The following is a 13,561-nucleotide window of genomic DNA, read 5'->3' on the forward strand; positions in this document are numbered from 1 at the left end:
AATGTGACGACATAAAAAGGCAGGCTCATGGACACGCGCAAGGATCTGGTGGATCTGATCGGGAACACCCCGCTGGTGAAGCTGAAAAAAGTGTCCGAAGAGACGGGCTGCGACATCTACGGCAAATGCGAGTTCATGAACCCCGGGCAGTCGGTCAAGGACCGCGCCGCGCTGTTCATCATCCGCGACGCCATCGCGCGCGGTGAGCTGGCCCCCGGCGGCACCATCGTCGAGGGGACGGCGGGCAACACCGGGATCGGCATCGGGCTGGTCGGGGCAGCCATGGGCTTTCGCACCATCATCGTGATCCCCGAAACGCAGAGCCAGGAAAAGAAGGACATGATCCGCATCGCCGGTGCGGAACTCGTCGAAGTGCCGGCGGTGCCTTACAAGAACCCGAACAACTACGTGAAATATTCGGGGCGTCTGGCCGCCGAGATCGCCAAGACCGACCCCAAGGGCGCGATCTGGGCCAACCAGTTCGACAACGTGGCGAACCGTCAGGCGCATATCGAAACCACCGGGCCGGAGATCTGGGACCAGACCGACGGCCGCGTCGATGGCGTGGTTTGTGCGGTCGGCTCCGGCGGCACGCTTGCGGGCCTTGGCATGGCGCTTCAGCCCAAGGGCGTGAAGGCCGCCATCGTCGACCCCGAGGGCGCGGCACTTTACAGCTACTACACCACGGGCGAATTCGCCTCGGAAGGCTCCTCGATCACCGAGGGGATCGGGCAGGGGCGCATCACCGCGAACCTCGAAGGCTTCACCCCCGACATGGCATACCGCGCCACCGATGCCGAGGCGCTGCCCTATGCGTTCGACCTGCTCGAACACGAAGGTCTGTGCGTCGGCGGATCGTCGGCGATCAACATGGCGGGCGCGGTGCAGATGGCGCGTGAAATGGGGCCGGGCAAGACCATCGTCACGATCCTGTGTGACTATGGCACGCGCTATCAGGCGAAGCTGTATAACGCCGAGTTCCTGCGCGACAAAGGCCTGCCGGTGCCCGCGTTCCTCGCCCGCGAGCCTCGCGACCTGCCGACGGTGTTCGAGGACGCATGATCCAGCGGACCGCACAAACACTCTGGCTGGCGCTCGCCGCGCTGTGTGTGAGCGTGGTCCTCGCCACCGCGCAGGACACCGCCGGGCAGGAGAACCCGGCCCCCGAACCCGAAATCGACGCGCCGATCGTCGACGATCCCACCGTGTCCGCCGCCGAGCAGATGATGCAGGGGATCGAGCCCCCCGATGGCGCGCCGGATTATGACGCGTGGTCGCAGGTGGCCGCGCGGGCCGAACGGGCGCTGGAAGCGGGCCGGGCCTCGGACCAGGTGCTCGAAGGGCTGCGCGACGAGATCGACGGCTGGCGGGCGCAATTCGCGGCGGCGAGCGACGAGAACAAGGTGCGCATCACCACGCTGCGCAATCAGATCGCGGCGCTTCCCGAGCCGCCCGCCGATGGCGAAACCGAAAGCCCGGCGCTGGCGCGGGAACGCGAGCAACTGACCAGCCAACTGGCCCAGATCGAAACCCCGGTGCGGGCCGCCGAAGTGGCCTTTGCCCGCGCCGATACGATCATTTCCGAAATCGACGACCTGCTGCGCACCCGCCAGACGGAAGAGCTTTTGTCGGCCGGACCGAACCCGCTCAACCCCGCCAACTGGTCGCAGGCCCTGTCCGACCTTGGCGCGACGATGCGCGATGCGTGGAACGGCACGCGGTCGTCGCTCGACACCGAAACGCAGCGCGCGGAATTCCGGCAGGCGCTGGTCCCGGCGATCATCCTGCTCGTCATCGCCTTCGTGCTGCTGTTTCGCGGGCGAAAATGGGTTATCAACGCGGGCAACCGCGTCCGGTCGAGCGGTGACGGGCCTGCGCGCGGCGTCTGGAGCTTCCTGATCTCGCTCGGTCAGGTGATCGTCCCGCTTCTTGGTCTCTTCGCCGCGATCCTCGCACTCAGCCTGTCGGGCCTGATGGCCCAACGCGCCCAGCTTATCGCGCAACTCATGCTGAGTATCGGGATCAACCTCATCCTCGCCCGCTGGCTCGGGGTGCGCGTCTTCGGGATGCCGGGGGCGGAAAGTCAGGTGCTGAACCTCGGCAACCTCGCCCGCGCCGAAGGGCGGTTCGAGGCGACGATGCTTGGCCTGTCCTTCGGTCTTTACGTCTTCGTCTTCCAACTCGCGGAATTCGAGGGCTACCCGGACGCGACGCGCGCCGTTCTCGAACTCCCCGTGCTGGTGCTGGCGGGCGTTCTGATGGTGCGCATGGGCAGGCTCCTGCGCAATCACCGCGAGTCGATCGAAACGGGCGAGGACGAAGAGGGGCCGAACTTCATCGACCGGACCCTGTCGCTGGCCGGGCGGCTTCTGATGATCGTCGGCATCGTCGGCCCGATCCTCGCCGTGCTCGGCTATTCCCAACTTGCCGGGACGGCGGTGTTCAACACGGCCTCGTCCTTCGCGCTGATCGGCTTCCTCCTGGTGCTGCACGGGTTCTTCGTCGACCTCTACGGCATGGTGCGCAAGACCACGACGGCGGACGCACAGAACGCGCTTGTCCCGGTGCTGGGCAGTTTCGTCGCCATCATCCTGTCGCTGCCGTTCTTCGCCTTGATCTGGGGCGCGCGGGAGAACGACCTGCGCGAGATCTGGGGCACGATGATGCGCGGCATCACATTCGGGGATACGGTGATCTCTCCCTCGGACGTGCTGCTTCTGATCGTCGTTTTCCTGCTGGGCATCGGGCTGACCCGTCTGATCCAGGGGATGCTCAAGCAGACGGTTCTGCCCAAGACCCGGATCGACATCGGCGGGCGCAACGCGATCACGTCGGGCATCGGCTACATCGGCATCTTTCTTGCTGCCGTCATCGCGATCACCTCGGTCGGGATCAACCTGTCCTCGCTCGCCGTCGTCGCCGGTGCGTTGTCGGTCGGCATCGGTTTCGGCCTTCAGAACATCGTGTCGAACTTCGTGTCGGGCATCATCCTTCTGATCGAACGTCCGATTTCCGAGGGCGACTGGATCGACGTTGGCGGGCGCATGGGGATCGTCAAGGACATCTCGGTGCGCTCCACCCGGATCGAAACCTTCGACCGGACCGACGTGGTCATCCCGAACTCGGACCTGATTTCCGGGGTGGTGACGAACTACACCCGTGGCAACCGGGTCGGGCGGCTGGTGATGGACATCGGCGTCGGCTACGGCTCGGATACTCACCGTGTGTCCGAGATCCTCATGGAGATCGTGATGGATCACCCGATGGTCACGGTGAACCCCGAGCCGCAGGTCGGGTTCATGAACTTCGGCGCCGATGCGCTCGAGTTTCAGATCCGCGCGATCCTGTCGGACGTGTTCTTCATCCTCAAGGTGCGCGACGAGCTGAACCACGAGATCGCGCGCCGCTTTGCAGAGGAGGGGATCGAGATCCCGTTCGCACAGCGCGACATCTGGCTGCGCAACCCCGAGGCGCTGCGCCCCGTAGCGGCATCGAGCGACGCGACCGGCGTCACGATCCGCCGCCCGGACGACCCCCGGCTCGACCCCGACAGCGACGTCACGCCCGAAGACGGGCTCGACGGCGACTGACCCCCGAAAAACATGCGAAATCGCCCCTTGCAAGCCGGGGCCGGGTCCGGGTAGATACCCCGGCACGGAGAGGTGGCCGAGTGGTCGAAGGCGCACGCCTGGAAAGTGTGTAGGCGGGAAACCGTCTCCAGGGTTCGAATCCCTGTCTCTCCGCCACCCACCCCCGTCTCATTCCCCCAGTGACGCCTTGCACCGATTTCCCGCGCTATTTCGGGCGTTTGCCTGCGCGCTGCCCTATCTGAGACGCACCTGTCCGACCATTCCCGTCCCAATTCCCGCCGGTGTCTCTGTTCGTCCTTTTCGCGGGTTCGGTTTTGGCTGGATTTGGCTGTTAACAGGGAATTAACAGGGAATTCTCCGTTTCTGGCCCTGATTTCGGGCGATTCCGCGGATTCTCGGCTTGGATTGGCGCGTGTTTTCAGGGTCTTGCGGGGCAGTTCCCTGTTTTTCGAGGAACAGGGAATTCCAATCCGGCGATCAGGGAATGCGCTTGGTGGAAACAGGGAACGATGCTGGGTAAACAGGGAACCCGGTGCTCGTCCACCGGTTCAGCGGAAGCCGGGCGCACCCAGCTCGGGCAAACCGCCATCGTCCTCTTCGTCGGCATCGGGGGGGAGGTCCGCCCAAAGCAGGGTCACCGCATGACCGTCCCGACCGACGCGGGTCTGTTCGAACATCTCGATCTCCGGGCGACGCGTCCAGGCTGCCGCGTGGGTCTCCCGGAACGTCGTAATGCCCCGGTCCCCTTTCGAGACCACTTTGAACGCCTGGCTGATCTTTGGCAGAGGATCGTTCTTATTGAGCGCGAGGTACGGGAACGCGTCTCCTCGAATGGAATAGCGCACCCGGCCCTCTTGCGACCAGATCGCGGCCAGGGGCTCGTCCCGGCGCTCGACCATGCGCCGGATACAGGCCTCGCGGCTGAGGTCGAGGGCGCGGCGCAAGTGCTGAGCGTCTTGCAGGTCCGGGTCGCGAGAGAGGTGCCGGTCGAACATGGCGGGCGGGGCCAGGAGCTCGATCGCGAACCGGTTGGCCTCGGCCTCCTGACGCAGCTCCCTGCGACCTTCGCGGGTCTCGCGCATGTCACGGGGCGTGCAGCGAAAGCCGGTCTCGCTTGAGACCTCGTGGCGCTCGAGCAAGAAATGCCCGAGTTCATGAGCGATCGTGAAACGGGCGCGTTGGTGTCCATAGCGGCAGTTTGCAAGGATCACGCCGTCGCTGCGGACCCGGTCCGTCAGGAGCATGCCCTCGAACCCGTCGAACCTGTCGATACGGACCTCCGAGATGTCGAGACCCCGGGCGATCTCGACGACCGGAACCGCCGTGGTCACCGGGCCCAGCTGGGCGTGCAGGCGTGCCGCCAATCGCTCAGGCGCGTGGATGTCCGCGAGGTCGATCCGGTCGAGCGCCAAGGCTCAGGAGCCTTCCGAGGACCTGGCCTTCATCGACGCGATCAGTTCTTCGACGATCGCCCGGTCCCGCTTGGAGAGGCTCTCCAGGTCGCGGTGCATCCGGCCGACCTTGATGTCTTCGGGCGCGGGCTCGGGCGCCGTGCCGGTCAGGACGTCGATGCTCACGCCATAATGGCTAGCCAGTTTGCGCACGAGCTCGAAGGACGGGTTGCGGCTACGGCCTTTCTCCAGCTCCCAGACATGGGCCTTGGAGACGCCGACGGCGTCCGCGACCTGCTGCAATGACTGGTTCGAGGACTGACGCAGTCTCATGAGACGTTCCCCGATCTCCATGGCTCCCTCCGTTCACCGTGTCTGACGGTGGTATACGCCCAGATTGACCGGAGTGCAAATGTAAGATATATCGAACGACATGGGCAGGCAGAGCCGATTCTGTCGAATGAGCAGTAAACGGAGGTCAAGAATGACCCGAGACAAGATCGAATACGTCGCCCTGGGCGATCTCACGCCATGGGCGCGCAATGCGCGCACCCATTCAAGGAAGCAGGTGCGCCAGATCGCGGCCTCCATCGAGACCTTCGGGTTCACCAACCCGGTTCTGATCGACGAGCGACGCACGATCCTTGCAGGCCATGGCCGGGTCGCGGCCGCACAGCTTCTCGGGCTGGGCGAGGTGCCGTGCCTACGGCTGGATCACATGAGTGAGGCGGAAAAGCGCGCCTATGTACTGGCGGATAACAAGCTGGCGCTGAATGCGGGCTGGGACGAGGATCTTCTGGCGGCGGAGCTGGGGGCCCTGATGGAGGTGGAGCTCGACTTCGACATGGATGTGACGGGGTTCTCGATCCCGGAGATCGATGGGATCCTGGAGGCCGTGGCACCACAGGAGCCGGACGATCCGGTGGACGAGGTGATCCCGGAGGAAGCGTCGCGGCGGGTGCATCCCGGCGATGTCTGGCAGCTTGGGCGCCATCGCCTGATGTGCGGCGATGCGCTGGACCCGGTGGTGGTCGGGGACCTGATGGCGGGTGAGGTCGCGCGGATGGTGTTCTCGGACCCGCCCTACAACGTGCCGATCGACGGGCACGTGGGCAACTCCGGCAAGGTGCAGCATCGGGAGTTCGCGATGGCGTCAGGCGAGATGAGTTCAGAGGCCTTCACCGGATTCCTGACGACCGCGCTTGGCAACATGGCGGACCACGCGGTGGAGGGGTCGATCCACTTCCTGTGCATGGACTGGCGCCACATGGGCGAGATGCTGGCCGCGGGAGAGGCGATCTATGACGAGCTGAAGAACCTTATCGTCTGGGCCAAGGACAACGGGGGCATGGGGACGTTCTACCGCTCGCGTCACGAGCTGATCTTCGCGTTCAAGAACGGCACGGCGCCCCACGTGAACACGTTCGAGCTGGGACAGCACGGGCGGTACCGTACAAATGTCTGGCAATACCGCGGCGTGAACACGTTGCGCGCCGGCCGGATGGAAGAGCTGGCCCTGCATCCGACCGTGAAGCCCGTCCAGATGATCGCGGACGCGATCCGCGATGTCTCCGGGCGGGGCGAGATCGTGCTCGACCTGTTCGGCGGATCGGGCTCCACCCTGATCGCGGCGCAAAAGACCGGGAGGCGGGGCTACCTGTGCGAGCTCGACCCGATCTATTGCGACCGGATCGTGGCCCGTTGGGAAGCCTATGCCAAGGATGAAGCAGAGCAGGTGGTCTGCGGTTGGTCTGCGCCTGCGGCACGGCTGGAGGCCGCGGAATGATCAGGGGCAAGCAGACACTTCCGGCGGTGCGGCCGGGCGCGTCATACGAGGTGGGTTATGGCAAGCCGCCGGTGGCCTCGCGTTTTGCGAAGGGACAGTCCGGCAACCCGAAGGGCCGACCCCGCGGGGCGAAGTCGAAGCGGCCGGCCCTGAACGAGGAGCGTCTCAAGGACATCATTCTGGATGAGGCTTACCGCGACATCACCGTCCGCGACGGGGGCCGCAGCGTAACAGTTCCGATGGCGCAGGCGATCGTGCGTGCGATGGCGGTCAACGCGGCAAAGGGGCAGCACCGGGCCCAACGCCTGTTCGCCGAGATGCTTGCGGCAACAGAACGGCAGAACAAAGCCCTGGCGGATGAATGGCTCGAGACGGCCATCACCTACAAGGTCGAATGGGACCGGGAACTGGCCCGCCGTGAGCGGCTCGGGATCACGGATTTGCCCGCGCCCTTGCCGCATCCGGATCAGGTGAAGATCGACATGGAGACGGGGCGCGCCTGGATCGACGGGCCCGCCACAAAGGAACAGGTGGCGCAACTGGAGGTCTTGTGGGCGCGACGTGAGGAGTGGCTGCGCGAGGTAGAGTGTCTGGAGCGGTTGCTTGAAGCCGAGAGTGACGAAGCCGTGCGAGCTGCCATCGAGAAGGACCTCAGACGAACGCAGAAGACTCTTGCGATCATGGATCGGTTGCTGGGCTGAGACGCGCGCGCAATCGCATCAGACCCCAAGGGCGCGTTCCTGCGCCTGCCAGTCGAGCGGGAGCGGCAGGCGCACCAGTTTGGTGAGGGTACAGTCCGGGGGCTGTGTGCCGTCGAGAATGGCGGCCTGAATCTTCGGAGAGAGGAAGGCGAGCTTTGAGCGCGTGCGCAGGAAGGCCTCCGAACATCCCTCGGCCCGAGCGACCTCCGCGAGGGACGTGCCAGCAGCAAGCGCGCGCGTCCATCGGTGGGCGCGGATCAACATGGTCTGCAAATGCCGATCTGGGTCCGATTGCGCCTCGCCCACCACGATCTTCGTCTCCAACCCGCGCCGTCGGATCTGAAGTGGCGCGAAAAGAGTTGCGAGGTGATGCCGGTCCCATCCCGTACCACCTCTTCAAACTTTCGAGCCATACCTCGGGCTCTCACCCCAATGGCCGATGAACAGAAGTGCCGTGCGCGGCATCCTTCGTTCAGCATCAAAGGGATGCGGTAGCAACCAAACACTGGATCCGACGTGGCAATAGTCAGGGCAACTGCTCGGTAGACGACCGAGGGGCCTGGACTTGACCGGGCTGTTTCGGGGTGGCGGCGATGTTTGCGGGGATAGCGCTATGGAGCTGGCGACCTTTCGTCTGTTCGGCAGTCACACATCATGGGTCCGGTTTGATTTCGGAAGGAACGGAATATGCGGATCGAAACGAAAACGGCCCTGAGCAGGCTCAATGCGAGCTCTTTGCCCTTCGTGGGCATGGTGGCGACCTGCCTTGTCCTGACGTCGGGAGGTGCAAACGCGGAAGGCGGCTTGGGTGGCTTGGTCGGACACATAGGCAATACACTTGGCGACAATGCTGTCGGTAACACCGTCGGGTCCGTCGGTAGCGCAGTAACGGGGGTTGGCAACGTTCTCGACGGCGGCACGTCGGACGGAAGCGGCGGTTTGGGCAACGGCCTCGGCGACGCGATCGGCGGTGGACTGGGCGCGGTCACAGGTGGCGCTGTCAATACCGTGGGCGCCGTCCTCAGCGGCTCAACCTCGGGAAACGGAGGCTCCAACGGCGGGTCGAACGGAGGCTCCAACGGCGGGTCGAACGGAGGCTCGAACGGCGGGTCGAACGGAGGCTCCAACGGCGGGTCGAACGGAGGCTCGAACGGCGGGTCGAACGGAGGCTCCAACGGCGGGTCGAACGGAGGCTCGAACGGCGGGTCGAACGAAGGCTCGAACGGCGGGACGGGCGGCTTCACCAACAACGGCACGACCGGCACGAATTCAGGTGCGGTCCTCGGGGCGAATGCCCGGAACGGGACCGGAAACTTCGGCTCAAATTGCCAGCCCATGGGGGAAGGAACCTTCAACAGTTTCGCGGCCGTGGATGCTTCCCGGACTCGAATTGGCCAAATTCAGGGTGTTGTTCTACAAGGTGACACCATTGTCAGTGCTCGGTTCGTGACCGACCGTGGCGTGTTCGGAGTATCGCGCTGTATCACGATTTCTGGCGGGTCCATCACCCCTGTCGGTAGCAGCGTGGTCTTGCCAGTGTCGCGCACTCAGTTGTCTCAGAAACTCGGCGGCTAACCCGGTTAAGATGCCGCACTGGCCACTCGGACAACAAGCGATGGCGCGCCTAAGTGGGCGCGCCGTTTTCCGTTCTAAGGTTTCGGCTAAAATGAAGGGCCTGCTCGTTCCCGAAAGCTCAACTCGATGAAAGTTGTAGTGCTTTGGTTGGAAGGGTTTCAGCCGCCATACGAATGGCCCTGAATGGCACGAGTCGCCGATTGATTAGTTACGGCCCGCACTGTCTGCTGAACGCGTGACGACCGGTTCGATCAGGGCAAAAGGAGCGGGCGAGACGTCGGCGCATCCCTCCGCGCCGAAAAGGGCTGAACGGAATGGTCAAAGCCAGCGAAAGCGGCATATGCTACCACTCAACCCGGGCCATTCCTGACGGGCAACGTAGTTCCGATCCCGAGCCCTAAGGCTTGACCAATCAGGTGGGCCGGTCGTCACTCCTTCCTCCCGCAACTTCATGATCTTTCGGATAATGCGAAGGATTGGTCGAACGTGCCAAGGCCCTGAAATTAAACGTTTTCCACTTTGACTGCTTCCAATCGGTCAGGAATCCATGACCATCAGCGGGGTTTACAAGCTTTCTTGGATACGGTTTTTCTAAACCTCAATCAAGAATAGAAGAATTGCTAGGCCCCTCCAGAAGGGCGTCAATTATCGAGTTTTTCGTTGCCCAAGAAAGCCATACTGCGTGAATTTGTCGAGGAGCCAGGCCATGCGATCGACCCGTGATCAAGATAGAAGTCTTCGCGTTCGGTTCGTGGGAATCTCTGCGTTGACGCTACTTTTCGAAGTGGTTTCCGTCGTCTGGATTTACCGAAACGGAGGCTTCCTGACACCCGGTCAGGCCGCAACCGTAATGCTCGTTGGGTCCACCGCGACCACCTTATTGATCTATTTGCTCGTGCTTTCCCCCGAAGGAATCGATCGTCGCATCTCGGCCCCGGATATGCAGCGGGTTGCGCGCCCGGTCGATCAAGAGGAGGAGAAGGGCCAGATACTTTCAGATCTGCAAGAGGATTGGGGACTGTCAAACGCGGAAACCGAAGTGACCTTGTTCGCAGTTAAAGGGTTCTCCAACAAAGAAATTTCCGAGCTTCGCGGGTCGAGCATCGCAACGGTTAAAAAGCAGCTTAGTAGCGTCTACCGTAAATCGGGGATGGAGAACCGGTTTCAGCTTATTGCCTATGTGAACGATGAAGCGATAACTGCTGGCTTGTCCGCTTCCCGCTCGGCCGGCGAATAGGACGCCTAGTTTCGAAGGTTCAGACCTGTTCGGCGGAGTCGGGCTCCGTCGTAGGTGTGAGCGCTTCGATAAGATCTTCGACCGCCCATGTTGCCAGTTGCTGTCGGCTGTTCACTCCGGATTTTCGGAAGATAGCTGAAACCTGGGATTTCACCGTGGATTCCGTGGTGCCACGCAGAGATGCGATCTCCAGATTCGAAAATCCTTTGACGACGTAGAGCGCGATATCCTTCTCGGTCGGCGTAAGCTCCCATTCGTCGAATTGGCTCAATAGATGCTCGTGGAACTCGCCAGCGGCTGCATTCATTCGGCGCTCAGCCTCCATCATCCGTTTATGGCCTTCGCGAAACAGCAGCATGCCGCTGATGACACCGAGGAGCATGCCGAGAGCGGCGAGCAGTTCGATCGTTTCGAGCACTGACCATGGCAGGAAATAGAGCGGGATACCCAAAAGGTCCGACAGGGTCTTGCCCAGGAACAGGACAGTGCAGAACACCTGAAAGATAACGATGGATTGAAGCGCGGCGACATGGTTTCTCCACGCCGACTTGGAACCGGACTTCGGCTTGGGAGCTGCCTTGACCTCTGCGGGCGCTGCGATCCGCCTGTATTCCATAAATTCATTCCCCGAATATGACGTCTCTCAAGACCATTCCAGTCGCCTGCGAAATGACGATCTCACGCCTGATCTGCCCCTTGGTCGCCTGCACCATGATCCGATTGAGAAAGGTCCGGTCGACCCGCGTGATGCGGTAACCATCCGCGTCGAGCATGTTGATTGTCTGGATATAGGCGTTCCTCTGGTCGCGCTGTGCGGTCGACCAAGTTGTGTTGCCCGATTGTGCCTGCAGCGCAGACGGAGTCGAACATGCCATCAGACATGCAACAGCTAGGGCCCACGCCCACTTGCGTCTTGTCGGCTTCACTTTCACCACTCAACCCTCAAATGGGACACGGCCCCCACGGATTGAGGGGCGGATGGTCGCCATGTGTTTAGTCACCCTATCAGGGTCGGTCGTACGACCCGGATACTCCTTTGGGTCCATAAGCGGCCTTTTCCGACCGAAGTCCGATGTGCCTTCAGGGAACAACGCCCGAAGCTTGAACTGCCACCCGAGAAGGGTGTGGTAGCAAACAGCGATGGAACACTGGGTGGGGGCGCCTGGAACCGTCCGCGAAAAAAACGAGCGGTCAATTCCGCCGGCACAGGCATGAAAGAGATTTGTATTGGATCATAAGTTCAAGGTGCGGAGAATGGTTTTTCCCAATGTCCGCAGCTCGCGGACACCGTCGATTGCCAGCCGGACCCCAACAGCCGTCGCTACCTTCGAGAAGGGATCCCTAAAATGACGAAACATAATAACTCGAACGAAAGACACCGGGGTGTCGGCTTGGGCAAGCGACTTGCGCTGACCACCATTTTGACGATGAGTCCGGTCTTGGTATGGGCCGAGGGTGGTTTGGGCGGACTTGTCGGTGATGTCGGCAGTGCCCTTGGCGACAATGTCGTCGGCAATACCGTAGGAGCCGTCGGCAGCGCGGTCACGGGTGTTGGCGATGTCCTGGATGGCGGTTCGACCGATGGCGGGCTCGGAAATGACATTGGCGCTGCCCTAGGAGGCAATGCGGTTGGCAACGTCGTCGGCGGGACCGTAAGCGGCGTTGGGACTGCACTTAGCGGCTCAGATGGATCGAATGGCGGATCTAATGGCGGCACGAATGGCGGTTCGAATGGTGGCAGCAATGGTGGATCAAATGGCGGATCGACCGGGGGCAGCAATGGTGGCGACAGCACCGGCGGTTCGAAGTCGGGCGGTGTGGCCAATTCCGGGCCCGGCGGTGTCCCGCTGAGAGATCCGGAAACCGGCCGGCTTTATGCGACCACCTGTCAACCGATGGGCATGACCACATTCAACAGCTTTGCCGCGGTCGACAGCTCGCGCACACCGGTGGGACAGATCCAAGGCGTCGAACTGCAAGGTGACCGGATCGTCAAAGCCCGCTTCTTGACGAATAGTGCGATTTTCGGCGCCCGTCGCTGCATCACGATCTCGAGCGGCGAGATCGCAGCGCGGGGCAGCAGCATCGTCCTCCCGATATCGCAGGCCCAGCTGTTTGCGCAAATCGGCGGCTGACATTGGTATCCATCGCCGGGCAACCGCCTTGCCCGGCCCCACCTGGGAGCGCAGTCATTGGACTGCGCTCCACTTTTTTGACAGGGGTACGGCCGATATACTCTCCCGATGAAAATATAGTACTTAGGATGGATAGGTCTTTGGCCGACCAGCATAGTCCGTAGCGCTTCGGTTCTACACGCGGCGTATCCAACCCAATGCTGATTGTTTCGCTAACGTGAACAGCGAAGATGCGTTCAGGTGATGGCTGGATTGGTGGACCCCAATTCGGCCCGGGGGCCTCGAAACGCGATGTTCCCCAATCAATGAACGGCAAGGCTGCGCCGCATCCGAACCCCAGCACGCCTCAGGGCTCGGGCGATAGGTCGGAACAGCCAAAAGACATCGCCCCCCGGCGCCCCCGCGCCGAGACCTTCGGGCGGAGTTCGCTGCCAGCCATCACTCAGACGCTGCCGGGCACCATGCTCTGCGGAACGAGGCACAAGGAAGGGCCAAGAAGGATGAAGGATTTCAACGTTTCCCACTTCGAAGAACGTGGTCGCAGTCCCATTGCGCCAACTACCGACGTTCCGGGCGGCTGGATCGCCACGCTGTTGCGAGCGATCACAACCACATCGGCTGATGACGTCAATGGTGTGCGTCATGCTGGGGTCCCATCGCATTTCGTCGAAGAACGCTGGGGCAAGCATCTCTCGCTTCACACGATCGAACGGCTTGAGAAGTCAGACGTCGTCGCCTGTGGCGCGTTCGACGACACTGAGCGCAGCCACATCGCCGATATCGGTGCCTATGGCCGCACGTTCCGCACGTTCGACACGCAACGTGACGTGGCGGCATACCTGAACCGGTCTTTTGCCTCCCGCCAACTCGTCATTTTTCAGGTCCGAGACTTGATGGGGGCGATCGACCGACTTGAGGAATTCCGGTGCCGGTTTCCTCAGGCTGCGGTTGTGCTCATCTGCCCCGAACTGGCGCGCAACGATTTCACCGGCGAAAGGCGCACGATCTGTGACGCCTCGCTGCGCAGAGCCGATGGACGTGCGTGCATCGCGATGGCCGTCACTGTGGCGCTCCAGAACCACAGCGAATACCTTGCGCGGGGCATTTATTGAATGCGTGGCCAGCCTTGCGCATGCGCCCTCTCTT

13 protein-coding genes and 1 tRNA gene are annotated in these 13,561 nt (G+C 62.4%); 9 read left to right on the forward strand and 5 right to left on the reverse strand.

The features are described 5' to 3' along the window. Positions 1 to 27 precede the first annotated feature (27 nt). The 3 genes from RB2654_RS02925 (at position 28) to RB2654_RS02935 (ending at position 3,746) form a co-directional block, all read left to right on the forward strand. On the forward strand, positions 28 to 1,062 hold the full coding sequence (locus tag RB2654_RS02925) for a cysteine synthase A (protein WP_008328451.1): 1,035 nt from the start codon (positions 28 to 30) through the stop codon (positions 1,060 to 1,062). Further along, the gene (locus tag RB2654_RS02930) at positions 1,059 to 3,590 is read left to right on the forward strand and encodes a DUF3772 domain-containing protein (protein ID WP_008328452.1); all 2,532 of its coding nucleotides are present in this window, start codon (positions 1,059 to 1,061) and stop codon (positions 3,588 to 3,590) included. Before RB2654_RS02925 ends, RB2654_RS02930 begins: the two co-directional genes overlap by 4 nt. 66 nt (positions 3,591 to 3,656) lie before the next feature. Continuing rightward, positions 3,657 to 3,746, forward strand: a tRNA-Ser gene (locus RB2654_RS02935). A gap of 392 nt (positions 3,747 to 4,138) precedes the next feature. Here the strand turns inward: RB2654_RS02935 and RB2654_RS22220 are convergent. Next, positions 4,139 to 5,002 carry an ImmA/IrrE family metallo-endopeptidase gene (locus RB2654_RS22220; protein WP_008328453.1) on the reverse strand — a complete coding sequence of 288 codons (864 nt, stop codon included), beginning with the start codon at positions 5,000 to 5,002 and terminating at the stop codon, positions 4,139 to 4,141. Positions 5,003 to 5,005: 3 nt separating this feature from the next. After that, the gene (locus RB2654_RS02945; protein ID WP_008328454.1) at positions 5,006 to 5,335 is read right to left on the reverse strand and encodes a helix-turn-helix domain-containing protein; all 330 of its coding nucleotides are present in this window, start codon (positions 5,333 to 5,335) and stop codon (positions 5,006 to 5,008) included. Between the two features lie 130 nt (positions 5,336 to 5,465). Here RB2654_RS02945 and RB2654_RS02950 point away from each other — a divergent pair, with 130 nt between their 5' ends. Continuing rightward, the gene (locus RB2654_RS02950; RefSeq protein WP_008328455.1) at positions 5,466 to 6,767 is read left to right on the forward strand and encodes a site-specific DNA-methyltransferase; all 1,302 of its coding nucleotides are present in this window, start codon (positions 5,466 to 5,468) and stop codon (positions 6,765 to 6,767) included. Then, entirely contained in the window at positions 6,764 to 7,468 is a 705-nt protein-coding gene (locus tag RB2654_RS22225; RefSeq protein ID WP_008328456.1) for a DUF5681 domain-containing protein, read from the forward strand. Before RB2654_RS02950 ends, RB2654_RS22225 begins: the two co-directional genes overlap by 4 nt. Before the next feature lie 18 nt (positions 7,469 to 7,486). Here the strand turns inward: RB2654_RS22225 and RB2654_RS02960 are convergent, their stop codons facing one another. Beyond that, positions 7,487 to 7,792 carry a hypothetical protein gene (locus RB2654_RS02960; protein WP_008328458.1) on the reverse strand — a complete coding sequence of 102 codons (306 nt, stop codon included), beginning with the start codon at positions 7,790 to 7,792 and terminating at the stop codon, positions 7,487 to 7,489. Positions 7,793 to 8,407: 615 nt separating this feature from the next. On the opposite strand from RB2654_RS02960, the gene RB2654_RS22230 reads away from it, so the two are divergent. Together RB2654_RS22230 and RB2654_RS22235 are read left to right on the forward strand one after the other, a co-directional pair. Beyond that, positions 8,408 to 9,043 (forward strand): hypothetical protein, encoded by a 636-nt coding sequence (locus RB2654_RS22230; protein ID WP_154653303.1) that lies wholly within the window; start codon positions 8,408 to 8,410, stop codon positions 9,041 to 9,043. Positions 9,044 to 9,809: 766 nt separating this feature from the next. Then, positions 9,810 to 10,280, forward strand: a complete 471-nt coding sequence (locus RB2654_RS22235; protein WP_161600677.1) for a helix-turn-helix transcriptional regulator — start codon at positions 9,810 to 9,812, stop codon at positions 10,278 to 10,280. 19 nt (positions 10,281 to 10,299) lie between these two features. Here RB2654_RS22235 and RB2654_RS02975 read toward each other — a convergent pair whose 3' ends face one another. Both RB2654_RS02975 and RB2654_RS23820 read right to left on the reverse strand, forming a co-directional pair. Then, positions 10,300 to 10,896: a response regulator transcription factor gene (locus RB2654_RS02975; RefSeq protein WP_008328467.1), complete on the reverse strand. Its 597-nt coding sequence runs from the start codon at positions 10,894 to 10,896 to the stop codon at positions 10,300 to 10,302. A gap of 4 nt (positions 10,897 to 10,900) precedes the next feature. Next, positions 10,901 to 11,215 carry a hypothetical protein gene (locus tag RB2654_RS23820; RefSeq protein WP_217515939.1) on the reverse strand — a complete coding sequence of 105 codons (315 nt, stop codon included), beginning with the start codon at positions 11,213 to 11,215 and terminating at the stop codon, positions 10,901 to 10,903. Positions 11,216 to 11,626: 411 nt separating this feature from the next. Here RB2654_RS23820 and RB2654_RS23290 point away from each other — a divergent pair, with 411 nt between their 5' ends. Next, a complete protein-coding gene (locus RB2654_RS23290) occupies positions 11,627 to 12,415 on the forward strand; it encodes a hypothetical protein (protein WP_148912541.1) in 789 nt (262 codons plus the stop codon). A 305-nt stretch (positions 12,416 to 12,720) separates the two neighbouring features. Beyond that, the gene (locus tag RB2654_RS02985) at positions 12,721 to 13,527 is read left to right on the forward strand and encodes a hypothetical protein (protein ID WP_148912542.1); all 807 of its coding nucleotides are present in this window, start codon (positions 12,721 to 12,723) and stop codon (positions 13,525 to 13,527) included. Positions 13,528 to 13,561: the final 34 nt, after the last annotated feature.

It is taken from the genome of Maritimibacter alkaliphilus HTCC2654 (assembly GCF_000152805.1).
Lineage (GTDB): Bacteria > Pseudomonadota > Alphaproteobacteria > Rhodobacterales > Rhodobacteraceae > Maritimibacter > Maritimibacter alkaliphilus.

Coding starts and splice junctions, on each gene's coding strand:
- RB2654_RS02925 (WP_008328451.1), top strand. CDS start 28: ATGGACACGCGCAAGGATCTGGTGGATCTGATCGGGAACACCCCGCTG.
- RB2654_RS02930 (WP_008328452.1), top strand. CDS start 1,059: ATGATCCAGCGGACCGCACAAACACTCTGGCTGGCGCTCGCCGCGCTG.
- RB2654_RS02945 (WP_008328454.1), bottom strand. CDS start 5,335: ATGGAGATCGGGGAACGTCTCATGAGACTGCGTCAGTCCTCGAACCAG.
- RB2654_RS02950 (WP_008328455.1), top strand. CDS start 5,466: ATGACCCGAGACAAGATCGAATACGTCGCCCTGGGCGATCTCACGCCA.
- RB2654_RS22225 (WP_008328456.1), top strand. CDS start 6,764: ATGATCAGGGGCAAGCAGACACTTCCGGCGGTGCGGCCGGGCGCGTCA.
- RB2654_RS02975 (WP_008328467.1), bottom strand. CDS start 10,896: ATGGAATACAGGCGGATCGCAGCGCCCGCAGAGGTCAAGGCAGCTCCC.
- RB2654_RS23290 (WP_148912541.1), top strand. CDS start 11,627: ATGACGAAACATAATAACTCGAACGAAAGACACCGGGGTGTCGGCTTG.
- RB2654_RS02985 (WP_148912542.1), top strand. CDS start 12,721: ATGAACGGCAAGGCTGCGCCGCATCCGAACCCCAGCACGCCTCAGGGC.